Origin of the sequence: Vulcaniibacterium thermophilum (assembly GCF_007923255.1) — a bacterium.
In the GTDB taxonomy this organism is placed as follows: domain Bacteria; phylum Pseudomonadota; class Gammaproteobacteria; order Xanthomonadales; family Xanthomonadaceae; genus Lysobacter_F; species Lysobacter_F thermophilum.
Map to the genome: position 1 here is coordinate 30,919 of NZ_VOHJ01000020.1, position 21,725 is coordinate 52,643.

25 protein-coding genes and 1 pseudogene are annotated in these 21,725 nt (G+C 71.9%); 10 read left to right on the forward strand and 16 right to left on the reverse strand.

What is annotated here, in order from left to right:
• Positions 1-23: 23 nt before the first annotated feature.
• The 4 genes from FQY64_RS09425 to grxD form a co-directional block, all read right to left on the reverse strand.
• Positions 24-3,284 carry a TonB-dependent receptor gene (locus FQY64_RS09425; protein WP_425476673.1) on the reverse strand — a complete coding sequence of 1,087 codons (3,261 nt, stop codon included), beginning with the start codon at positions 3,282-3,284 and terminating at the stop codon, positions 24-26.
• Positions 3,285-3,491: 207 nt separating this feature from the next.
• A complete protein-coding gene (locus FQY64_RS09430) occupies positions 3,492-4,088 on the reverse strand; it encodes a YhgN family NAAT transporter (RefSeq protein ID WP_146474009.1) in 597 nt (198 codons plus the stop codon).
• Positions 4,085-4,801 (reverse strand): SDR family NAD(P)-dependent oxidoreductase, encoded by a 717-nt coding sequence (locus FQY64_RS09435; RefSeq protein WP_146474010.1) that lies wholly within the window; start codon positions 4,799-4,801, stop codon positions 4,085-4,087. The genes FQY64_RS09430 and FQY64_RS09435 overlap by 4 nt, the downstream gene beginning before the upstream one ends.
• Positions 4,798-5,118: a Grx4 family monothiol glutaredoxin gene (gene grxD / locus FQY64_RS09440; protein ID WP_146474011.1), complete on the reverse strand. Its 321-nt coding sequence runs from the start codon at positions 5,116-5,118 to the stop codon at positions 4,798-4,800. The genes FQY64_RS09435 and grxD overlap by 4 nt, the downstream gene beginning before the upstream one ends.
• A gap of 147 nt (positions 5,119-5,265) precedes the next feature.
• Between grxD and FQY64_RS09445 the strand changes: the two genes are divergently transcribed.
• Positions 5,266-5,853: a superoxide dismutase gene (locus FQY64_RS09445; RefSeq protein ID WP_146474012.1), complete on the forward strand. Its 588-nt coding sequence runs from the start codon at positions 5,266-5,268 to the stop codon at positions 5,851-5,853.
• Positions 5,854-5,921: 68 nt separating this feature from the next.
• Here the strand turns inward: FQY64_RS09445 and FQY64_RS09450 are convergent, their stop codons facing one another.
• The 4 genes from FQY64_RS09450 to purE are packed head-to-tail and all read right to left on the reverse strand — an operon-like array spanning position 5,922 to position 8,854.
• Positions 5,922-6,443 (reverse strand): YegJ family protein, encoded by a 522-nt coding sequence (locus FQY64_RS09450; RefSeq protein WP_146474013.1) that lies wholly within the window; start codon positions 6,441-6,443, stop codon positions 5,922-5,924.
• Positions 6,440-7,174 (reverse strand): class I SAM-dependent methyltransferase, encoded by a 735-nt coding sequence (locus FQY64_RS09455; RefSeq protein WP_146474014.1) that lies wholly within the window; start codon positions 7,172-7,174, stop codon positions 6,440-6,442. The genes FQY64_RS09450 and FQY64_RS09455 overlap by 4 nt, the downstream gene beginning before the upstream one ends.
• 13 nt (positions 7,175-7,187) lie before the next feature.
• Positions 7,188-8,333, reverse strand: a complete 1,146-nt coding sequence (locus FQY64_RS09460) for a 5-(carboxyamino)imidazole ribonucleotide synthase (protein WP_146474015.1) — start codon at positions 8,331-8,333, stop codon at positions 7,188-7,190.
• A 17-nt stretch (positions 8,334-8,350) separates the two neighbouring features.
• Positions 8,351-8,854: a 5-(carboxyamino)imidazole ribonucleotide mutase gene (gene purE, locus FQY64_RS09465; RefSeq protein ID WP_146474016.1), complete on the reverse strand. Its 504-nt coding sequence runs from the start codon at positions 8,852-8,854 to the stop codon at positions 8,351-8,353.
• 60 nt (positions 8,855-8,914) lie between these two features.
• On the opposite strand from purE, the gene FQY64_RS09470 reads away from it, so the two are divergent.
• Positions 8,915-9,181, forward strand: a complete 267-nt coding sequence (locus tag FQY64_RS09470; RefSeq protein WP_146474017.1) for a Trm112 family protein — start codon at positions 8,915-8,917, stop codon at positions 9,179-9,181.
• A complete protein-coding gene (gene nadC, locus FQY64_RS09475) occupies positions 9,178-10,035 on the forward strand; it encodes a carboxylating nicotinate-nucleotide diphosphorylase (protein ID WP_146474018.1) in 858 nt (285 codons plus the stop codon). The genes FQY64_RS09470 and nadC overlap by 4 nt, the downstream gene beginning before the upstream one ends.
• 107 nt (positions 10,036-10,142) lie before the next feature.
• Here the strand turns inward: nadC and FQY64_RS09480 are convergent, their stop codons facing one another.
• Together FQY64_RS09480 and FQY64_RS09485 are read right to left on the reverse strand one after the other, a co-directional pair.
• Positions 10,143-10,553: a GFA family protein gene (locus FQY64_RS09480; RefSeq protein ID WP_146474019.1), complete on the reverse strand. Its 411-nt coding sequence runs from the start codon at positions 10,551-10,553 to the stop codon at positions 10,143-10,145.
• A gap of 271 nt (positions 10,554-10,824) precedes the next feature.
• Positions 10,825-11,637: an FHA domain-containing protein gene (locus tag FQY64_RS09485; RefSeq protein WP_146474020.1), complete on the reverse strand. Its 813-nt coding sequence runs from the start codon at positions 11,635-11,637 to the stop codon at positions 10,825-10,827.
• Positions 11,638-11,660: 23 nt separating this feature from the next.
• Between FQY64_RS09485 and FQY64_RS09490 the strand changes: the two genes are divergently transcribed.
• Positions 11,661-11,990 (forward strand): DUF3301 domain-containing protein, encoded by a 330-nt coding sequence (locus FQY64_RS09490; RefSeq protein ID WP_146474021.1) that lies wholly within the window; start codon positions 11,661-11,663, stop codon positions 11,988-11,990.
• 71 nt (positions 11,991-12,061) lie between these two features.
• On the opposite strand, the gene FQY64_RS09495 is transcribed toward FQY64_RS09490, so the two are convergent.
• The 5 genes from FQY64_RS09495 to FQY64_RS09515 all read right to left on the reverse strand — a co-directional run bounded on the left by FQY64_RS09495 (position 12,062) and on the right by FQY64_RS09515 (position 16,680).
• Positions 12,062-12,553, reverse strand: coding sequence for a ClpXP protease specificity-enhancing factor (locus FQY64_RS09495; protein ID WP_146474022.1), 492 nt, complete (start codon positions 12,551-12,553; stop codon positions 12,062-12,064).
• Positions 12,554-12,602: 49 nt separating this feature from the next.
• Entirely contained in the window at positions 12,603-13,403 is an 801-nt protein-coding gene (gene hutG / locus FQY64_RS09500; RefSeq protein ID WP_229814870.1) for an N-formylglutamate deformylase, read from the reverse strand.
• A gap of 56 nt (positions 13,404-13,459) precedes the next feature.
• Positions 13,460-14,728, reverse strand: a complete 1,269-nt coding sequence (locus tag FQY64_RS09505; protein ID WP_146474024.1) for an NAD(P)/FAD-dependent oxidoreductase — start codon at positions 14,726-14,728, stop codon at positions 13,460-13,462.
• A 64-nt stretch (positions 14,729-14,792) separates the two neighbouring features.
• A complete protein-coding gene (locus FQY64_RS09510) occupies positions 14,793-16,046 on the reverse strand; it encodes a DUF418 domain-containing protein (RefSeq protein WP_146474025.1) in 1,254 nt (417 codons plus the stop codon).
• 154 nt (positions 16,047-16,200) lie between these two features.
• Entirely contained in the window at positions 16,201-16,680 is a 480-nt protein-coding gene (locus FQY64_RS09515; protein WP_146474026.1) for an FKBP-type peptidyl-prolyl cis-trans isomerase, read from the reverse strand.
• 51 nt (positions 16,681-16,731) lie between these two features.
• Here FQY64_RS09515 and FQY64_RS09520 point away from each other — a divergent pair, with 51 nt between their 5' ends.
• The 5 genes from FQY64_RS09520 (at position 16,732) to FQY64_RS09540 (ending at position 20,089) form a co-directional block, all read left to right on the forward strand.
• Positions 16,732-17,325: a C40 family peptidase gene (locus tag FQY64_RS09520; RefSeq protein ID WP_386112927.1), complete on the forward strand. Its 594-nt coding sequence runs from the start codon at positions 16,732-16,734 to the stop codon at positions 17,323-17,325.
• A 103-nt stretch (positions 17,326-17,428) separates the two neighbouring features.
• A complete protein-coding gene (locus FQY64_RS09525; RefSeq protein ID WP_146474027.1) occupies positions 17,429-18,082 on the forward strand; it encodes a C40 family peptidase in 654 nt (217 codons plus the stop codon).
• Positions 18,083-18,255: 173 nt separating this feature from the next.
• Positions 18,256-18,675 carry a hypothetical protein gene (locus FQY64_RS09530; protein WP_146474028.1) on the forward strand — a complete coding sequence of 140 codons (420 nt, stop codon included), beginning with the start codon at positions 18,256-18,258 and terminating at the stop codon, positions 18,673-18,675.
• A gap of 53 nt (positions 18,676-18,728) precedes the next feature.
• Positions 18,729-19,604, forward strand: a complete 876-nt coding sequence (gene bla, locus FQY64_RS09535) for a subclass B3 metallo-beta-lactamase (protein ID WP_146474029.1) — start codon at positions 18,729-18,731, stop codon at positions 19,602-19,604.
• Positions 19,604-20,089: an NUDIX hydrolase gene (locus FQY64_RS09540; RefSeq protein WP_146474030.1), complete on the forward strand. Its 486-nt coding sequence runs from the start codon at positions 19,604-19,606 to the stop codon at positions 20,087-20,089. Before bla ends, FQY64_RS09540 begins: the two co-directional genes overlap by 1 nt.
• A 28-nt stretch (positions 20,090-20,117) precedes the next feature.
• Here FQY64_RS09540 and FQY64_RS09545 read toward each other — a convergent pair whose 3' ends face one another.
• The gene (locus FQY64_RS09545; protein WP_146474031.1) at positions 20,118-21,398 is read right to left on the reverse strand and encodes a dicarboxylate/amino acid:cation symporter; all 1,281 of its coding nucleotides are present in this window, start codon (positions 21,396-21,398) and stop codon (positions 20,118-20,120) included.
• A gap of 138 nt (positions 21,399-21,536) precedes the next feature.
• Between FQY64_RS09545 and FQY64_RS09550 the strand changes: the two are divergent.
• A pseudogene (locus FQY64_RS09550) lies at positions 21,537-21,725 on the forward strand (alkaline phosphatase); the annotation flags it as partial.

Consider the following 21,725-nt stretch of genomic DNA (forward strand, 5'->3'; position numbering starts at 1 on the left):
CGTTTTTGCACCAACGGTAACGATCAGAAATCGATTCGGATACCGATCTGGGCCGCCCAGCGGGACTCGAAGTTGCGAGACGGCAACTGCGGCAGGCTGACCGCGCCCGTGGCCTCGTTCACGTAGCGATTGACGTCCAGCACGTACCGCCCGTTGACCACCCCCGCGTAGTCGGCCACCGACAGCGTGTACGGGAAGCCGGCTTCCTCCACTTGGCCCCACTTGCGGTTCAGCAGGTTGCCGAAGTTCTCGATGTCGAGGAACACCTCGGCGCGAGCGTCGCCGAAGCCCAGCGGGATCTCCTGGCTGAAGCGGACGTCGATGACGTTGCGCCAAGGGCTGGTGCCTTCGTTGCGGCGGGTCGGCGAACCACGACGGGCCGCCAGGTCCGGATTGGAGTTGATGTACGCCCAGAACGCCTGCTGATCCAGCGCGCTCGAGTTGTTGGTGAACGACACATCGCCGGGGCCGGCGGGCACGTAGAACACGTCGTTGCCGAAGCTACCGTCGCCGTTGGCGTCGTTGCCGAACACATAGCTGAACGGACGGCCGTAGCGACCTTCGTAGAACATCGACGCGCGGAACGGCGCCTTGTCGCTGAACAGATTCCAGGTCTTGCTCAGCGCGAAGGTCAGGCGATCGGAGATCTCGTAGTTCGACCGATTGGCGACTTCCTCGTTCTGGTTGAACACAGTACGAAGCTGCCAGTTCGACAGCGCGACCGAGGACGTACCCGGGCTGACCTCGGTCGAACGGCCGAAGGTGTACGCGAGCTTCGCGTACCAGCCGTTGTCCCAGGGCTTCTCGAGCGAGATCGTGAAGTTCTCCGCGCCGCCCTTGCTGGTGTTGGTCAGCACGATCGCTTCGCTGTACCGGCAGGGGTTGCTGGTGGCGTTGAACGGCGCGGCCGGATTGACCAGCAGGCAGTTCGTGCGGATGCGCCCATTGGTGTTTGCGGTGGTCGACCAGTAATGGTTGCGACCATCGGGAAGCGTGCCCGCCGGCGCGCCGAGCGCGTAGTTGACATAGTGCACGCCGCGATCCGTGCGCGACACCAGCAGCTCGGCGCCAGCCACCAGCCCCCACCACGGCAGCTCCTGCTCGATCGCCAGGTTAGCCTTCCAGATGGTCGGCTGCCGGAAGTCCGGATCCATCGCGTTCACCAGTTGCGACGCGACAGCGGTGGCGGGCACCACCGGCTGACCCGGCGTCAGCGCGCCGGCCGGCAGCGGCAGACCGGTGCTGGAGCGGATATCGAACGACTGCGTCAGCACGCCCGGGTTGGAGAAGCTGTTGGACAGCCACACCCCCGGCGCGGAGCCCAGGAACAGACCGACGCCGCCGCGCACCTGGGTGCGGAGCTCGTCACCCGCGGTGTAGTTGAAGCCGAAACGCGGCTGGATGGTCCACTCGCCATCCGGGGTGTAGCGGTTGTCGAAACCGTAATCGGTGCGGAACTGCGCGTTCTCGGCCGGCGTGCCGCCGATCCCGGTCTGGTCGGCCCGGATACCGAACATCAGCGTCAGCCGGTCGTTGACGGTCCAAGTGTCCTGCACGAACAGGCCGGTGTTGCCGACCTCGAACTGCGCCGCCGCGTCGCGGTTGTTGCCCGAGCGGGCGCGCTGGAAGCGGTAGCGGGTGTAGCGGCCGTTGAGGAAGTTGGTGATGCCGTCGACCTGCGAGGAGCCGGTTCCGGTCGTGTTGAACTCGTAGCTGCCGGTGGTGTCCTGCAGGAACAGGTTGAACACGTCCGACGTTTCGTAGTCCAGACCGAACTTCAGCTCGTGGTTGCCGAGGTAGTAGTTGCCGGCGAAGAAGCCGGTCCAGGTGTCGACCGCCAGCTCGTTGGACTGACGCGAGCGCTCCTCGCCGAACAGGAGGGTGGCGCTGCCGCCTGTGGGCGAGCCGTTACGCGCGGTGATGGAGACCTGCGGCACGTCCGAGTAGGAGGTCGGCAGCGAGCGGTATTCGGAGTAGCTGACGTTCAGCTCGGTCGAGAAGTTTGTGGTCCAGTCGCTGTACAGCATGCCGGCCCAGTTCTCGAAGCTGATGTTGTCCGAGTACCAGTTGCTGTTCGCCTGGAGAGTGGTCGCGCCGGTGTTCAACCGCAGCACGGTGCCTTCGGTCTTGTTGTAGCGGAACGCGGCGCGCTGGGTGTCGGTGATGTTCCAGTCGATCTTGGCGAGCCACTTCTCGTCCTCATTGACGAACTCGCTGATCGGGTCAAACGAACCGATATCGCCGGCGCCGAAGTTGCGCGCCGCCGTGGCGATCTGATCGAGCTGCGTCTGAGTCACCCGGAACTCGTTGGACGCGCCGGAGCCCTGCGGGCCGTTGTCGGCCGACGGCGCGATACGCTCGAACTTCTCGTATCCGGCGAAGAAGAACAGCCGATCCTTGATCAGCGGGCCGCCGAGGTAGGCGCCCCAGGTGGTCTCTTCGTTGAACGGCGCGGCGCGGCGTCCGTTGCCGACCCACTCGCCGATCATGTCGTCGTCGCGGTAGATGCCGTATACCGAGCCGTGGAACTCGTTGGTACCGGACTTGGTCACTGCGTTGATGTTGGCGCCGACGAAGTCGCCCTGGGTGACGTCGTAGTTGGAAACGCCGATGTTGAACTCACTGATCCAGTCGATGACGATCGGCTGGTTGAGCGCCGGCAGACCCGAATCGTTGAGGCCGAAGTTGTCGTTGGTCGGCACGCCATCGATGCGGATGTTGTTGTAGCGGTTGTTCTGGCCGCCGGCGGCGATGCCGCCGCGTTCCTTGTCCACCTGCACGATGCGCGGGTCGAGCCGGACGTAGTCCTCCAGCGAGCGGCGGATCGACGGCAACGCTTCGATCTCCTCGCGGGTGACCACCGTCTGCGCGCCGGTGGTATCGGGCGCGAAGACGGTCGAGCCGCGCGTGCCGCTCACCACCACCGATTCGAGCGCGTGGGCCTCCGCACCGGCGGCGGCCTCGGCACCCAGCTGGGCGTTCACCGTATTGGTGGCATCCAGCTGCAGAAACACTCCGCTTTCGACGTCGCTCTGGCCGTCCTTGCTGGCGGTGATCGTGTAAGGACCGCCGACGCGCAGACCGCGCGCGACGTAGCGGCCGTTCTCGTCGGTGACCACACGACTGACGGTGCCCGACTCGGTGTGGACGATCGTCACCTCCGCCCCAGCCACCGGGCGGCCGGAAGCGTCGGTCACCACGCCGCCGACACCGGCGGAGGTGCTTTGCGCGAACGCAGGAGCGGTGGCGAGAACGGCGAGCAGGCCCAGCGTGAGCTTGGACATGCGGACGCGTTTGGAATGGGTCATCGTGTTGGCCTCGATGGAAACGGAAGCGGTGTCACCGCATCGACCGGGACGGGACGCGGCGTGGTGGTGGGAGCCCCTCGGAAGGCCCGGCGGCCTGCCCCCGCCGGGTTAACAGCAGTTTAACAGCCTAGGGCGGCCCCATGACAGCGGCATGACGGCGGGCTTCTTGAACGGCCGGCCCGCTCACGGCGGGGCGATCTGCAGATAGGTGCCGAGCCCGTCGAGGAACATCTGCACGGAGATCGCCACCAGCAGCATGCCCATCAGGCGCTCGATGGCGGTCAGCACGCGGGTGCCGAGCACCTTGTAGAGGTAGGTCGCGGAGAACAGGATCGCCGCGGTCGCGCCCCAGGCGATCAGCAGCGCCAGGCTCCAGTCGCCCAGGCGTCCGGGATCGTTGTTGCCCATCAGCATCACCGCGGCCATGCCCGACGGCCCCGCGACCAGCGGGATCGCCATCGGCACGATGAACGGCTCGCCATCGGGCAACTCGCCCATCAGGCCCTCCGGCGGCGGGAAGATCATGCGGATGCCGATCAGGAACAGCACGATGCCGCCGGCGATCTGCACCGACTCCTGGCGCAGATGCATCAGCTCCAGCGCGTACTTGCCGCCCCACAGGAACGCCATCAGCACGATCAGGGCGATCGTCAGCTCGCGCGCCAGCACGATCCGCTGCCGCTTGGGCGGCAGGCTGCGCAGCAGGCTCAGGAACACGGGGATGTTCCCGAGCGGATCGAGGATGAGGAACAGCAGCAGCGCGGCGGAGGCGATCGTCATGCGGGGCTCCACACCTGCCCGCGATGGGCGGCGCCGGCGGGCGACAGCAGGGTGACGCAGGCCTCGGCGTAGGTGGCCGGGTCGCGGGCGAGACGGTCGTCCTCCTCGACGTAGGCCTTGGCGCGCAGCGCGGTGCGCATCGGCCCCGGACGCAGTGCGCAGACGCGCACGCTCGAGTTGGCGCATTCGGCATGCAGGATGCGGATCAGCGCATCGAGCCCGTGCTGCGCCACGCCGTAACCGCCCCAGTAGGCCTGGGAAACGCGGGCAAGGTCGTCCACCGCGAACACCAGCGCGGCGTCGGGCGCCTTCGCCAGCAGCGGCAGGCAGGCCTGCGACAGCCACCACGGCGCGGTCAGATTGACGTGCAGCGCGCGCGCGAACGCGGCCGGATCGGTGTGCAGCAGCGGCGTCAGGCCGCGGAACTCGGCCGCACAGTGCAGCACGCCGTCGAGGCGGCCGAGCGCGCCTTCGACGCGGGCGGCCATCTCCGCGTAGTCGTCGGGCGTGGCGCCCTCGAGATCGAGCGGATACAGCAGCGGCTCCGGCCCGCAGGCCGCCACCGCGTCGTACACGCGATTGAGCCGGGGCACCTTGCGGCCCAGCAGCACCACGGTCGCCCCGGCGCGCGCGCAGGCCTGCGCCGCGGCGCTGCCGAGGCCGCCGGTGGCGCCGGTGACGAGGACGACGCGGCCGTCGAGAACGCCGCTCACGCGCGCTGCGCCTCCGCGATCATGCGCGCGAGCTCGCCGGACTCCAGCAGCTCGAGCGTGATGTCGCAGCCGCCGATCAGCTCGCCGTTGATGAACAACTGCGGGAACGTCGGCCAGTTGGAGAAGCGCGGCAGGTTGGCGCGGATCTCCGGGTCCTCGAGCACGTTGACGGTGTGCAACTGCGTCGCCCCGGCCGCCTTCAGCGCCTGCACCGCGCGGCTGGAGAAGCCGCACATGGGGAACTGCGGGGTGCCCTTCATGAAGAGCACGATCGGGTGGCTTTCGACCTCGGACTGGATCCGCTCGAGCACGGACATGCGCGACTCCTGCAACGATGCGTGGCCGGACGGGGTGCCGGCCAGCGGAAGTGGGGGGTTAGAATGGCCATTGTAATCCCTCGCCTTCCCGGCACGCGGCAGGCCCGCGTCCGGATCCCCCTGAGCCAAGCCCGCTAGGAGCACGCCATGGCCTTCGAACTGCCCCCCCTGCCCTACGACCGCAGCGCCCTCGAGCCGCACATGTCGGCGGAAACGCTCGACTTCCATTACGGCAAGCACCACAAGACCTACGTCGACAACCTCAACAAGCTGATCGAGGGCACCGAGCTGGCGAACGCGTCGCTCGAGGAGATCATCCGCAAGTCGCAGGGCGGCCTGTTCAACAACGCCGCGCAGGTGTGGAACCACACCTTCTTCTGGAACTGCCTGAAGCCGGCCTCGGCGGGCGGCGGCGGCGAGCCGACCGGCAGGCTGGCCGACGCCATCAACCAGGCGTTCGGCGACTTCGCCCGGTTCAAGGAGGAGTTCACCAAGGTCGCGATCGGCACCTTCGGTTCCGGCTGGGCGTGGCTGGTGCAGCGCCCGGACGGCTCGCTCGGCCTGGTCAGCACCTCCAACGCCGGCACGCCGATCACCGGCGAGGACACCCCGCTGCTGACCTGCGACGTGTGGGAGCACGCCTACTACATCGACTACCGGAACGCGCGGCCGAAGTTCCTGGAAGCGTTCTGGAACATCGTCAACTGGGATTTCGTGGCGTCCAACCTGCGCTGAGCGGGACGCGCGGTGGAAACGGAACGGCCGGGGCGACCCGGCCGTTCTGCTTTGCGCGCTCCGTGCGTTCAGTCGCAGCGCAGGCGGTAGGCGCGGCGGAACTCCGCGGCCTGCGCGGGCGGCTCGCGGGCCAGCAGCGCGCAACCGGTGAAGTTGCCGACCATGCGGTTCTCGCGGCGGTCGTAGTACAGCCAGTCGACGATGTCGGCGCGCGCGAAGCGGTAGCGCTGGCCGGCACGCACGGTGCGCACGAGCCGCGGGGCGTTGTCGAGGGTGCCGACGAAGCCCTCGCCGTCGCGTCGCACCTCGCCGAGCCAGAAGTATTCGGTGTCGGCGCCATCGCGGATGCCCACCTTCACCGCCGCGTGCTCGACGTGCGGGGGCGCGGCATCGAGCAGCGCGAGGAAGCCGTCGAGCGAGCCCTGCGCACGCGCGATCGCCGCGCGCATCGCCGGATCCTCGGCGGCAACCCGCACCACCTCGTCGCGGGCCGCGCGTTCGAGCGGCGTCGGCGCGGCGGGCCGGTCGCCGCAGGCGGCCAGCAGCAGCGCCAGAACGACCGCGCCGACGCGGCGTGCGCGCGCGCTCATGCGGCGTCGCTCCGCACGCGTCCCCACAGGCGGCGGCCGACGGCGGCGAAGCGGCCGGCCGCGATGGCGCGCGCCTCGGCGTCGAACAGGCCGACCGCGAGCGCGGCGCCATGCGCATCCGGCGGCAGGTGCGGCAGCAGATAGCGGTAGAGGTACGGCGCGTCCTGCATGTGCACCGCGTCGACATGGACGCGGAAGGCATCGTGCATGACCGCGAACGGATGGATCCGATGCTCCGCCGCGTGCGCGCGCCACGCATCCACGGGATCGGTGGCCGCCAGCAGCGCACCCAGGAAGCCCGGTGGCGGCATGTCGCCCAGCAGGGCGCGCGCGGCCTCGGCAAGCCAACGCACCGCCGCCGGCTCGGCGTCCGCGAAAGCGAAATCCTCCGCCGCGAGCACGCCGTCCGTTTCCGCATGCCGCGCCGCGGCCGCCAGGGCGGCGTGCGGGTCGGGCAGATAGTGCAGCGAGCGGGTGAACGCGACGAGGTGGAAGCGCCCGGACAACACCGCCGGCCACGCCGCCTCGATGGTGCGCACGCCGCGCGCGCTCGCCCTCGCCAGTGCGGGGCCGTCGCTGTCGAGCCCGGTCACGTCGTAGCCTTCGCGCGCCAGTGCGGCGGCCACCTCGCCGCCGCCGCAGCCGATCTCCAGCACGCGCGCGGGCGCGGCGCGCAGCGCGCGCAGGAAGCCCAGCGTATGAGCGGTCGCGATGTCGAGCGGATGCTCCATCGCCGCTCCGCGCTCAGCCTCTCAGGCGTTCGACGACCGGCGCGACCTGCGCTTCGCGGCCGAGCGCGCGGCCGACGCGCGCGAGCGCGTCCGCCAGCTCGGCGGCGCTGTCCGCGCGCAACGTCGCATGACCCACCTTGCGGCCTTCGCGCGGCGACTTGCCGTAATCGTGCCAATGGCCGCCGGCTTCGGCCAGCACCGGTCCGGCGGCAGGCAGGGCACCGATCCAGTTGAGCATGCAGGCGTGGCCGAGCATGCGGGTGTCGCCCAGCGGCAGGCCCAGCACCGCGCGCAGGTGATTCTGGAACTGCGAGGTTTCGCTGCCCTCGATCGTCCAGTGGCCGGAGTTGTGCACGCGCGGCGCCATCTCGTTGGCGAGCAGCACGCCGTCGCGGCTGAACATCTCCAGCGCGAACACGCCGACGTAGTCGAGCGCCTCGGCGATGCTGCGCGCGTGCGCGATCGCGGTCTGCGCCTGCGCGGCATCGACGCGCGCCGGCGCCAGACTCGCGGACAGGATGCCGTCGACGTGCCAGTTCTCGGTCAGCGGCCAGGTGCGGAAGGCGCCGTCGCGCGTGCGGCAGGCCACCACCGACAGCTCGCGCTCGAACGCGACGAAGCCTTCGAGGATCAGCCCGACCTTCGGCGCCTGCGCGCCCAGCGCGGCCCAGGCGGCGTCCACGTCGTCGGCGCCGCGCAGCCGGAACTGGCCCTTGCCGTCGTAGCCGAGCCGGCGCGTCTTCAGGATGCAGGGCGTGCCGATCCGCGCCACCGCCTGTTCGAGCTGCTCGCGCGTGTCGACCGGCGCGAACGCGGGCACCGGGATGCCCAGCTCCCGGAACAGCGTCTTCTCCGCCAGCCGGTCCTGCGCCACGGCGAGCGCGCGCGGATTCGGGAACACCGGCACGCGCTCGGCCAGCCAGGCGGCCGATTCCGCCGGCACGTTCTCGAAATCGAACGTGGCCACTTCCACCTGCGAAGCGAAGGTTTCGAGCGCGGCGCGGTCGGTGTAGTCGCCGACGATCAGCGGCGCGAACTGGCCGGCGCAGGCGTCCGCGGTCTGATCGAGCACGCGGAAACGAAGGCCGAGCGGCGCGCCCGCGAGCGCGAGCATGCGCGCAAGCTGGCCGCCGCCGAGAATGCCCACCGTGGTCGTCATGCGGCGCGTTTCCTCCGTCAGGCGCGCGGATCGGGATGACCGAGCACGTCCTCGGTCTGGCGCGCGCGGAAGGCGTCCAGCGCGGCGCCGATCTCCGGATATCCCGACGCCAGCATCGCGGCCGCGAACAGCGCGGCGTTCGCGGCGCCGGCCTGGCCGATCGCGAACGTCGCCACCGGCACGCCGGCCGGCATCTGCACGATCGACAACAGCGAATCCAGCCCGTTGAGCGCCTTCGACTGCACCGGCACGCCGAGCACCGGCACCGCGGTCTTGGCCGCGAGCATGCCCGGCAGGTGCGCGGCGCCGCCGGCGCCGGCGACGATCGCGCGCAGGCCGCGCGGGGCCGCTTCTTCCGCGTAGCGGTACAGCAGGTCGGGCGTGCGATGCGCGGACACCACGCGCACTTCGTGCGGCACGCCCAGCGCTTCCAGCCGCGCGGCGGCGTGCTGCATCGTCTCCCAGTCCGAGCGCGAGCCCATCACGATGCCGACCAGCGGCGCCCGTTCGGAATTCGACATGGTCCTGTTCCGGCGCAAAAACGTATTCTAGCGTCCCCACCGAAGCCGCCGGCACGCCCCATGGATCGCAAGCTGCTCGATCTGCTCGTCTGTCCGACCACCCGGCAGCCGCTGGCGCTGCTGGACGCGCGCGGGCTGGAGGCGCTCAACGCCGCGATCGCCGCAGGCCAGGTGAAGCGCGCCGACGGCAGCGCGCAGACCGGGCCGCTCGCCGAGGCGCTGGTGACGCGCGACCGCCGCACGGTCTACCGCGTCGACGACGGCATCCCCGTGCTGCTGGCCGAGGAGGCGATCGCCACCGCGCAGGTCGCCGGCTTCCCGGCATGAGCGCGCGCGTCGCAGCGCCGCCGGCGGAGGCGATCGAGGCCGACGTCGCCCGCGCGCTCGCCGAGGACATCGGCGGCGGCGACGTCACCGCGATGCTGCTGCCCGACGTCGAGGATTCGGCGTACCTGCTCTGCAAGGAGGACGCCGTCGTCTGCGGCCGCCCGTGGTTCGACGCCTGCCATCGCGCGCTCGATCCCGGCGTGCGTATCGAGTGGCGGGTGGCCGAAGGCGACCGCGCCGCGCCGGGCACGGTGCTCGCCACCCTGCACGGCCGCGCCCGCGCGCTGGTGACCGCCGAGCGCGCCTCGCTCAACTTCATGCAGACGCTCTCCGGCACCGCCACCGTCACCGCGCACTACGTGGAGGCGGTGCGCGGCACCCGCGCGCGCATCCTCGACACCCGCAAGACCCTGCCCGGCCTGCGCCTGGCGCAAAAGTACGCGGTGCGGGTGGGCGGCGGCGACAACCACCGCATGGGCCTGTACGACGCGGTGATGCTGAAGGAGAACCACGTGCGCACGGCCGGCTCGGTGACCGCGGCGATCCGCGCCGCGCGCGCGCTGCATCCGACGCTGCCGCTGATCGTCGAGGTGGAGACGCTGGACCAGTTGCGCGAGGCGCTCGCCGAGGGGTGCGACCGCATCCTGATCGACGATTTCGACGCGCCGACGCGGCGCGAGGCGGCGCGGCTCGCGGCCGGGCGCATCCCGCTGGAGGTGTCCGGCGGCGTCGACCTCGCCGGCGTGCGCGCGATCGCCGAGGACGGGGTGGACTGCATCTCGATCGGCGCGTTGACCAAGCACGTGCGCGCGATCGATCTGTCGCTCAAGCTCGGGCCGCCGCCGGGCGGGTGAGGCATCCGTCACGGCCACGGATGCGCGCGGATGAACGCGGATCCTGAAGGGGCGGGCGAAGCCCCGACCGACCGGCGACGCCCCGGGCGGCGTGCCCAGGTGAGCCGTCAGCCGCCACGCTGCGCTTCGGCGAACTGCGCGAAGACCTGCTCGCCGGTGAGCCTGGGCGTGTCGTTGGCCAGCTCGTAGTAGCCGGGCTTCTCGTCGATGAAGATCTGGCTTGTCAGCTCGAAGCCCGGGTCCCGGAACAGGCCGACCGGAAGGGCGTACTCGTCCGTGGGCAGCAGGTGATAGAACAGGTGCGTGCCGCAGGTGGGGCAGAACCCGCGTTCGGCCCACTCCGAAGACCGGTACGCGACGGGCGTTTGCGTACCCGAGAAAGCGACGTTGGAGCCGCAATGGACGGACAGCAAGGGGCCGCCGCTCCAGCGCCGGCACATGGTGCAATGGCAGACGTTGATCTCCGTTTCGGTCGGCGCGTGCACCGTGATCGAGCCGCACAGGCATGAACCTTCCATAGGTCTCTCCTCGTCGCGATTGCCGCGGGCTGACATTCTTGCAGCAGTCGGCGCCATGCCGCATCCAGACGCGCGGGCCCGGTCGTGTGCGGACAGGACATCGGGCTCCGCCGCGCCTGGTCGCCTCTGCGCTTCCACGACCCCGCCTGTGGTCGCGGCTCCAGCCGCGACCACCGCATCGCTCCGCTCCGCGCGCCTTCGCCGACCGCCTCGCCCGCGCTCTCCGCACGGACGAAGAAGCCAGCAGCCGGCTGCCGACGCCCCGCGCCGGTCAGAAGACGACGAACGCCACCAGCGCGGCCACCACGAGGCCCGCGGCGAGCGCGATCCATGCCTTGCGCGGCAGGCGCCGCCGCGGCGGGGCGCCGGGCGGCACGCTGTCGGTCTGGCCCGTTCCCAGCAGGCGGAAACGCAGGGTGTCGAACCCGATCTCGTCGCCGGGCCTGGCCACGGCGCGCTGCACGCGACGGCCGTTGACGAACGTGCCGTTGGTCGAGCGCAGGTCCTCCAGATGCAGGCCGTCCTCGGCCGGCATCAGCTTGGCGTGGCGGCGCGAGAGACCGGGATGGTCGAAGCGCAGGCTGCATTCGGCCGCGCGCCCGAGCACGGTCTGCCCCGTGACCGGAAAGCTGCGGCCGAACGCCTCGCCGGCCACGCAGCGCAGCACGTAGCGCGGCAACGCGGGTCGCACCGCGGTGGCGCCGATCTCGTCGTTGGCGGGCGGCAGGCCGGCCGGCGCGGGGCCCAGATGCGGCACGCCGATCGCGACCAGCCGCGCGCGCACGCCGTTGATGCTGAGGGTGTCGCCGGCGCGCAGGGCGATCATGCCGTCCACCGCGCGCTCGTTGACCTCGACCGGCATTCCCGCCGGCACCTGCAGCATCACGCCGTGATCGTTGACGTGCAGCTCGCAGTGGCGGGCGCGCACGCCCGGGCGGTCGATCACGATCTGCGCCTGCGGATCGCGGCCGATCCGGTTGATGCCGGGACTGAGCACGACCTGCGGATGCTCCCCGCCGGGGAACACCAGCTTCATCGGTTCGCGGGCGCCCTGCGGCGGAACGGTGGGACTTGCCGAAGCCATCCGGTCACTCCAGATTAGAGGCGATGCCGACGCTCGTGATGCTACTCATCTTTTTCGGCCTGGCGGCCGCGTTCTGGAGCGCCGGGCGCGCGGCCGCCGAGATCGCGGTCACAGTTGGACGCCGCGCCTGCCAGGCCGCCGGCGTGCAACTGCTGGACCAGACCGTGCACGCCCGCGGATTGCGCCTGCGGCGCGGCGCGGACGGCTGGCTGGGGCTGGAGCGGACGTTCCGGTTCGAATACTCGGAGGACGGCGTCGAACGCCACGTCGGCCAACTGGTGCTGTTCCGCGGCGAGCTGGTCGCCTTCAGCGGACCGCCGCGCGCCACTGCCGTCGTGCCTCTGCATCGCTGACCGGCCTCCGTCCGCCACGGTCGAGCTGTTCCGGCGGCAGCCTCGCGCGCGCCGGGTGAAGGCGATGTCGCCTACTTGACCAGCCGCAGATGGCCGCCGCGACGCGGGCCCGGCCGCTCCGGGCCGTCGTCGGGGCCGGCCGGCTCGTGGTCGTCGCCGCTCTCGGCCGCGGGCACCGGCGCGAGCGCGGGGCGGGCGGGCGTCGCCGCGGCGGCGGGCGCGGCCGGCAGGCCGTCGTCGGGCAGCGCCATGCCGTGGCCGGTCTCGCGCGCGTAGATCGCCAGCACCGCGGCGACCGGGACCACCACGCCGTGACTCACCCCGCCGAAGCGCGCATGGAAGGTGATCGACTCGTTGTCCATGTGCAGGTGGGCGACCGCGCGCTCGGCGATGTTGAGCACCACCTTGCCGTCCTTGACCGCGTGCGGCGGCACCTGCACGCCGGGTCGCGTCGCATCCACCAGCAGGTGCGGCGTCATGCCGTTGTCGGCGATCCATTCGTACAGCGCCCGCAGCAGGTACGGGCGGTAGCTGGTCATCGGCGGCGTGGTGGGCTCGCTCATGCCGGCAGTGTAGCGATTGACGGACGGAAGGCCATCGTCGCGCGCGCCTTCAGGCCATCGCCGGCACGCCGAGGGTCTCCACGGCGGCGCGCAGCAGGCGCTCGATCAGGGCCTGCACGCGCGCGGCGCGGGCGTCGTCGTAGACGCGGGTGGTCTCGTCCATGTAGACGCGCTGGCTGATCTCCAGTTGCACCGCCTCCACGCCGTCGGCCGGGCGGCCGTAGTGGCGGGTGATGTAGCCGCCCTTGAAGCGGCCGTCGATCACCCAGTCGAACTCGTCCTGCGCGGACAGCACGTCGGTGAGCGCGGCCCGCAGCGCCGGCGAGCAGGACGCGCCGCTCGCGGTGCCGAGGTTGAGGTCGGGCAGCCGACCGTCGAACAGGAACGGCACTTCGCCGCGGATCGAGTGGCCCTCCCACAGCAGCACGCGGCCGTGGCGCTCGCGCAGGCGGTCGAGTTCCTGCCGCAACGCGGTGTGGTACGGCCGCCAGTAGCGCTCCACGCGGCGGACGATCTCGTCGTTGCCGGGCGCCAGGCCGTCGCGGTAGACCGGCTCGCCGCTGAATTGCACGGCGGGACACAGGCCGGTGGTGTTCTGCCCCGGGTACAGCGAGACGTCGTCCGGCGGCCGGTTGAGATCGACCACGTAGCGCGAGTAGCGCGGCACGATCATCGAGGCGCGGAAGCGGCTGACGAACGCATACAGGCGCGCGATGTGCCAGTCGGTGTCCGGCACGGCGCGCGCGGATTCGGTCATGCGCGTGGCGATGGCGTCGGGGATGGCGGTGCCGTCGTGCGGGACGCTCACCAGCAGCGGCGCCGAGCCGCGGTGCAGGATGTGGGTGTCCATCGCCCGAGTGTACGGCCAGCGCGGTCGCGGGCGCATCGCGGCGCACGCGCGGCGCGTCAGCGGAACCGCTCGAGCCGGTAGGGCGACGGGTCGACCGCCGGCTCGCGCCCGGCGATCAGGTCGGCGATCAGTTGGCCGGTCGCCGCGCTCATGCTCACGCCCATCATGCCGTGGCCGGTCGCCAGCCAGACGTGCGGCCGGCCGGGGACGGGGCCGATCACCGGCAGGTCGTCCACGCTCATCGGCCGCCAGCCGTACCAGCGCTCGATCACCTCCGGCCCGGTCGGCACGTGCAGGTACTCGGCGGCTCCACGCTCCAGCGCGCCGAGCCGGCGCGCGTTGAGGCTCTCGTCGTAGCCCGCGAACTCCATCGTGCTGCCGAGCCGGAAGCCGCTGTCCCACGCGGTCACGCACACCGAGCGTTCGCGCAGCACCAGCGGCCGCCGGGGCACCTGCGCCGGCCGGGTGTAGGTGATCGAGTAGCCCTTGCCGGGCTGCAGGGCGCGCGCGAGCTGCGGCGCGCCCACCGCCGCGCACAGCCGCGGCGACCAGGCGCCGAGCGCGACCACCAGCTCGCGCGCGGCGATCGCGCCCTGCGCGGTGTCGACGCGGACGCCGTCGCGCCCGGACGTCGCGCCCTGGAACGCGCACGCCTCGACGATCGCGCCGCCGCGCGCCCGCACCGCGCGCGCGAGCGCATCGACGTAGCGTTCCGGCCGCAGCACGGCGTCGCCGTCGAAACGGATCGCGCCGGCGACGCCGGGCTTGAGCGCCGGCTCCAGCGCCTGGTAGCGCGCGCCGTCGATCGCCTCGACCTCGACGCCGAAGGAACGCAGCGCGTCGAGCTCGCGCCTGCCGTGCTCGAAGGCGGCCGGATCGCGGTACACGTAATCGAGCCCGGCCTCGGCGAACTCGCAGTCGAGCCCGAAGTCGCGCACCCACTGCGCCAGCCGCGCGCGCGAATCGTTGAGCAGCGCGGCCTTGCCGAGCGCGCTGGCGCGCCAGTCGCGCGGGTTGCAGCGCGCGGCGAAGCGCCACAGCCAGCGCCAGAGCGCGGGGTCGAACCGGGGCGCGACGTACAGCGGCGCATCCGGCTGCAGCATCCAGCGCAGCGCGCGCGCCACCACGCCGGGCGCGGCCAGCGGCGGCGCGTGGCTCGGCGTGATCGTGCCGCAGTTGCCGTGCGAGCTGCCGCCGCCGACGCGGCCGGCGTCGATCACGCGCACGCCGCGCCCGCTTTCGAGCAACGCCAGCGCGCAGGCCAGGCCGATCACGCCGGCACCGGCGATGACGACGTCCTCGTGCTGCGGGGCGGGCGAAGGCATGGCGGTCGCGCGTGCGGGGGACGCAACAGCGTAACCGCCGCGCGCGCGATCCGTTACCGGCGGCTCAGGCGGCGCGCAGCGCGGGCAGGCGGCCGTAGGTCAGGCCGCGCCAGATCCATTCCATCGGACCGTAGCGGAACCGCCGCAGCCACCAGCGGCTCACCAGCACCTGCAACGCGAACACCGCCAGCGCGAACACCGGCTGCCACGCGCGCGGCAACTGTCCGAACGCGCCGAGCCCGTAGCCGTAGAACACCAGCGTGCCGATCAGCGACTGCAGCAGGTAGTGGGTCAGCGCCATGCGCCCGGCCGGCGCCAGCAGCGCCAGCGCGCCCGCCACGCGCGGGTGCCGCAGGCCGCGCACGATCCACGCCAGATAGCCGAGCGACATCAGCAGCGCGCCGGTCGAGGCGGCGAAGGTGGCCACGCCCATGCCGAAATCCAGCCGTCCCGGGTCCATCGTCGGCATCAGCCGGAAGCCGGCCAGCACCAGCAGCAGGCCCACCGGCAGCGCGACCCACCGCAGCCGCGCGAACAGCCGAGGGAACGCCGACGGATCGGCGATCGCCCCGCTGCGCACGAACCAGCTTCCGAGCACGAACAGTCCCAGCACCTGCCAGCCGAACACGGTCAGCGCGTAGACGAACATCTGCCCCATGTCGGCCGCACGCTGCCGCGTGGCGTCGAGCCAGGTGCCGTGCCCGTACGCGGCCGCCTGCGCGTCGAGGGTGCGTTGCCAGGCCTGCGCCTCCTGCGCCAGCGCGCGCTGCATCTCCTTCGCCGCGCCCGGCTCGAGCTGCGCCAGCGACCCCAGCGCCCCCAGCCCCAGCACCAGACACAGCGGCGCCACGTACAGCCCCAGCCCCAGCCACGGCAACTGCCGCGCCGGCACCGCGCGGAACACCGCGAGCAGCAGCAGCGCCAGCAGCGCGTAGACCGTGAGGATGTCGCCCGACCACACCAGCAGCATGTGGGCAAGGCCGATCGCCAGCAGCGCGAAGGTGCGCCGCAGATAGACGCGCACGAACGGCCGTCCGGCCGCCTCGGCGCGCGCGGCCATCACCGCGAAGCCCATGCCGAACAGCAGCGAGAACAGCACGTAGAACTTGCCCTGCACCAGCACGTAGATCAGCGCGTCGACCGCGCGGTCGGCGCCGGCGAGCGACGGGTCGAGGCCGGTCAGCGACGCATTCAGCGGCCCGGCCATGCCCTCGATGTTCATCAGGAAGATGCCCAGCAGCGCGAAGCCGCGGATCACGTCCATCGCCACGATGCGCTCGGCGGCCGGCAGCGGCCCCAGCGTGATCGCCTTCTGCATGCGCGCTCTCCCCTCGTGCGAGCGCGGATCATCGGCGCCGGCGCCCGGGCCCGGCAAGTCCGGCCTGCCGTTCGCCCCGCCGAGGCGGACGGCCCACCTGAAACGCGGACGGCCCGCCGAAGCGGGCCGTCGCGGCGGAACCCGGCGGACGGGTTCAGTGGTGGTGGCCGCCCTCGCCGTGGACGTGGCCGTGCTCGATCTCCTCGGCCGAGGCCTCGCGCACGTCGACCACCTCGATCGCGAAGTGCAGGTCCTTGCCGGCCATCGGGTGATTGAGATCGACGTCGACCACGCTCATGCCGACCTTGTGGATGGTGACCGCACGCGGACCGAAGTTGGTCGGCAGCACCGCCTGCATGCCGGGCTCCAGGCGCGCGTCCTTGAAGTACTTCTTCGGCACGCGCTGGATCATGCCCTCGCGACGCTCGCCGTAGGCCTCGGCGGCCGGCACGTCGACCTCGAACTTCTCGCCCGCCTCGCGGCCTTCCAGCGCCTTCTCCAGGCCCGGGATGATGTTGCCGTGGCCGACCAGGATGGCGAGCGGCTCGCGGCCCTCGGACGATTCCAGCGGCGGCTGGCCGGCTTCGCTGACGGTGTAGTGGAAACGGACGACGCGGTCTTTCTCGATCTTCATGGGTGGAGCCTGCCGTGTGTGGAGCCGGCGTGAGGGATTGCCGGCAGGGACGTGAACGGCGAAGCTACCGCCGTGACGAAGGCCGCGCATTATCCGGGCATCCGCCTCCACGCGCCAGCGCGGGCGTGGCGCGCGTTTGCGGTCGCGGCGCTGGTGCTGGGCCTTGGCGCCTGCGGGGTCCGCGAAGGCGCGGTGCGTTCGCCCGCCCCGCCCTCGCGCGACTGGGGCACGCAGGCGCCCGCCGATCCCGTCGCCGCCAATGCCGTGCTGATGCGTGCCCTGAGCCTGGTCGGCACGCCGTACCGCTACGGCGGCAACACGCCCGAGGGCGGGTTCGACTGCAGCGGACTGGTGAACTACGTGTTCAGGGACGCCGCCGCGATCCGCCTGCCGCGCAGCTCGCGCGAGCTGGCCGCCTGGCAGGGGCCGCGGGTGGCGCCGGAACGGCTGGCTCCCGGCGATCTGGTGTTCTTCGGCAGCGACGGGACGGTGACCCACGTGGGCATCTACGTCGGCGAAGGCCGCTTCGTGCACGCCCCGAGCACCGGCGGCACGGTCCGGCTGGACCATCTGGACGGCCCCTACTGGCGCACCCGCTACAGCGGCGCCCGGCGCGTCCTCACCGGACCCGTGGCGCGGAACTGAGACCCAGGTCCGGCCGCTTTGACGGATCGTTAACGGCTGCTTAGCAACTCCCCCGCCCGTCGCGGGTAAGGTCACCCCCTCGTGATCGACCCGTGATGACTGCGTGACGCCTGCCTCCCATCACCCCGGCCGACCTGTCGCCTCCCGCCTCCGTTGGCTGGCGGCGGTGCTGCTGTCCCTCTCCGCCCTGCCCGCGCTCGCCCAGCAGGCGCCCGGCCTGGCCGGCGACCGCGCGGAGCTGCCCGCCCCGCCCGAGCGCAGCCTGCTGCCCGAGGCGATGAGCCTGTCCGACCGCGCGCTGCTGCTGGCGACGGATCTCAATCGCCTGCTGCTGCCGGCCGCGCGCCTGCCCGCGGAGCCCGCGCAGGACGGCGACGGCAAGGTCCGCAAGGTGCTGCAGAACGCGTTGACGCTGCTGGGCACGCCGTACCGCTGGGGCGGCAACTCGCCGGACAGCGGCTTCGACTGCTCCGGCCTGGTCCGCTACGTGTTCCGCAGCGCGCTCGGCATCGAGCTGCCGCGCGTTTCGCGCGAGATGGCCAACACCGGCACGCCGATCACCGACCGCGCCGCGCTGGCCGCCGGCGACCTGGTCTTCTTCGGGCGCAAGGGCAAGGTCGACCACGTCGGCATCTATCTGGGCGATGGCCGCTTCGTGCACGCGCCGCGCACCGGCCGCGACGTGACCGTCTCCAGCCTCGAAACCGGCTACTGGGCCGGCAAGTTCCTGTCCGCGCGCCGGGTCGAAGGGATCTGAGGCGACTGCGCGGATGACGGGGCCGCCGTTCCGGCGGCCTTGTCGTTTTCGTGCGCCGCGGCCGCCCGACCCCAAGGGGGCGGCGGTCCGCGCTTCATGACCGGTCGTCGCCGGGCACTTGCCGCTGGCGCCAAGCGCGACGATGCTCACATTTTCGCGAGCGGAGAACGGTCGTGCTGCGCAACGTGCTGGCCCTGCTCGCCGGGATCCTGGCGATGTTCCTGGTGACGTGGAGCCTGGAGGCCCTCGGCCATGTCGCCTTCCCGCTGCCCTCGGGGCTCGATCCGCGCGACCCCGCCCAGGCGCAGGCCTTCGCCCGCTACCTGGCGACGATGCCGCTGGGCGCGCAGGCCGCGCTGGTGCTGGCGTGGTCGGGCGGCGCGTTCGCCGGCGGCTTCGTCGGCGCCCGTTTCGCGCGCCATCCGCGCAGCGTGGCGGTGGCGGTGGGGGCGCTGGTGGTCGCCGGCGTGATCGGGATGATCATGCTGGTGCCGCATCCCTCGTGGGTGGCGGCGGCAGGTCTGGTGCTGCCGATTCCGCTCGCCCTGTGGGCCGCGCGCCTGGCGCGGCCGCGGATCCCGCTGACCGACTGAGGCGGTCTGCCGCGCGTGCGGCACACTATGCGGCCCGTCCGCGGTGCTCCCGTATGCCTCTGCCCGCCTCGCGCCTCGCGCGCGTCGTTCCCGTCCTGCTCGCGATCGCCGCGGGCGTGGACGCCGCCGAACCGCTGCCCCCGGCGCGCGCGCCGGATACGCCGGAAGCCTGGCGCACGCCGGTGGCGCCGTTCCGCATCGCCGACCGCACGTGGTATGTCGGCACGCAGGGGCTGAGCGTGCTGCTGGTGCGCACCGACGCGGGCGCGATCCTGATCGACGGCGGACTGCCGCAGATGGCGCCGCTGGTGCTGGAGAACCTGCGTGCGCTGGGCGTCGCGCCGGACGAGGTGCGGCTGATCGTGCACAGCCACGCGCACTACGACCACACCGGCCCGCTGGCGGCGCTGCAGCGGGCCAGCGGCGCGCGGGTGGTGAGCAATGCCGAATCGGCGGCGCTGCTGGCGCGCGGCGGCACGGACGATCCGCACTACGGCGACGACTTCGCGTTTCCCCCGGTGCGCGCGGACCGTCTGGTGCTCGATGGCGAGAGCGTCGAGCTGGGCGGCGTCGCGCTCACCGCGCGCTTCACCCCGGGCCACACGCCCGGCAGCATGAGCTGGACCTGGACCGATACCCGCGACGGCAAGCCGGTCCGCATCGCCTACGCCGACAGCCTGAGCGCGCCCGGCTACCGGCTGGTGGGCCACCCGCGCCATCCGCGCATCGTCGACGACTACCGGCGCGCGTTCGCGGCGGTGCGCGCGCTGCCCTGCGACGTGCTGATCACCCCGCATCCCGACGCCAGCGGCTGGCGCCTGCAGGATCCGGCGCAATCGCGGCCGATCACCTGCGCGGCCTACGCGCAGGCGGCGGAGGAACGCCTCGAGCGGCAGCTCGCCGAACAGCGCAGCGCGGAGGCGCGCTGATGCCGTACACGCCGATCGTGGGCACGCTGGGCTACGTGCTCTCGCCCGACGGCCGCGAGGTGCTGCTGATCCACCGCAACGCGCGCCCGGGTGATCTGCATCTTGGCAAGTACAACGGCCTGGGCGGCAAGCTCGAGCCGGACGAGGACGTCGCCGCCGGCATGCGCCGCGAGATCCGCGAGGAAGCCGGCATCGAATGCGAGGAGATGGTGCTGCGCGGCACCGTGAGCTGGCCGGGCTTCGGCAAGCACGGCGAGGACTGGCTCGGCTTCGTGTTCCTGATCACCCGCTTCTCCGGTACGCCGCTGACGGAGAACCACGAGGGCACGCTGGAATGGGTGCCGCGCGAGCGCCTGCTCGACCTGCCGATGTGGGAAGGCGACCGCCACTTCCTGCCGCTGGTGTTCGACGGCGACCCGCGTCCGTTCCACGGCGTGATGCCCTACCGCGCCGGCCGCATGCTGTCGTGGCGGTACTCGCGCTGAGGCGGCCGGCGCGGCGGCCGCCGCGCGCTCACGACGCGCGTTCCTCCTCGCCCCCGGCGATGCCGACGTTGCTCGACGCGGCGGCGTACACGCGCTCGTCGAGCAGCCCCGTTTCCTTCGCCACCAGCACCGGCACCAGCATCTGCCCGGTGACGTTGGTCATCGTGCGCATCATGTCGAGCACGCGGTCGATGGCGACGAGATAGCCGATGCCCTCCAGCGGCAGGCCGGCGGCGCTCAGCACCAGCGTCACCATCACGATCGCGGTGCCCGGCACGCCGGCGGTGCCGAAGCTGCCGAGCACCGAGGCGAGCAGGATCACGAAGTACTGGTTGAGCGAGAGATCCAGCCCGAAGTACTGGGCGACGAACACCGCCGTCAGTGCCGGATAGATCGCGCCGCAGCCGTCCATCTTGATGCTGGCGCCCAGCGGCACCGCGAACGCGGCGTAATCCTTGTCGACGCCGAGGTTGTGGGTGATCGAACGGATCGCCGCCGGCATCGAGGCGAAACTCGAGGACGCGACGAACGCGACCTGCATGCCCGGGGCCGCGCCGCGGAAGAACTTCAGCGGATTGAGCCCGTGCGCGGCGAGCAGGCTGCCGTACACCACCACGATGTGCAGCGCGCAGGCGAGATACAGCGCCAGCACGAAGCTGCCGAGCGGCAGCAGCTTCTCGAAGCCGTAGGCGCCCACCAGCGCGGCGATCAGGCCGAAAGTGCCGAGCGGCGTCATCTCCAGCACGAAGCGGGTGACCTGCACCATCGTGTCGCTGGCTTCGCCCACCAGCCGGCGCAGGCCGGCCACGCGCTCGCCCAGCTTCACCAGCGCGAAACCCACCAGCCCGGCGAACACGATCACCTGCAGGATCTTCCCTTCGCTCAGCGCCTTGAACGGATTGGTCGGCACGACATCCAGCAGCACCTGCACCGGCGAGGGCACCTCGCGCACGGTGTAATCGGGCGCCACCGTGAGCCCGGAAAGACCGCGTCCCGGCTGCAGCAGCCAGCCCACCAGCAGGCCGACGCCGACCGCGCACGCGGCGGTGATCGCGAACCACAGGAAAGTGCGCCCGCTCAGCGCCGCCACCGACTTCTGCCCGTGCAGGCTGCCGATCGCGTTCATCACCGCGAACAACACCAGCGGCACCGCGATCATCTTGATCAGGTTGACGTAGAGCGTGCCGAGCGGGCCCAGCCACGTCTCCGCCGCCGGCCCGATCGCCCAGCCGGCGAGCGCGCCCAGCACGAACGCGCCCAGCACGCGCTGCCAGAACGGGATGCGGAGCCAGGCGTGGACCACGGACATGCGACGTTCCTCACGGATCGGACCTGCACCTTAGCGCCGGCCGGCCGCAGCCGCGAGGCCATGCGCGCAACACGCCCGTGCGATGGCCGCAACGGACGGCGGGCATAATCGCCCGCTCCGTCGTCGTGCCGATGTCGAATGCGACCGTTCCGTACCGCCGCCGCGCCCGTCCTGCTCGCCCTCGCCGCCTGCGCCAGCGCGCCCGACGCGCGGCCGCGCGTGCCCGCGGTGCCGGCCATCGCCCGCCCCGACGGCGAGACGGCCGCGTGGTGGTTCCGCGCCGGCGCCGCGCAGGCCGCCGAGCGCGGCGCCGCGCGCGGCCGCGCG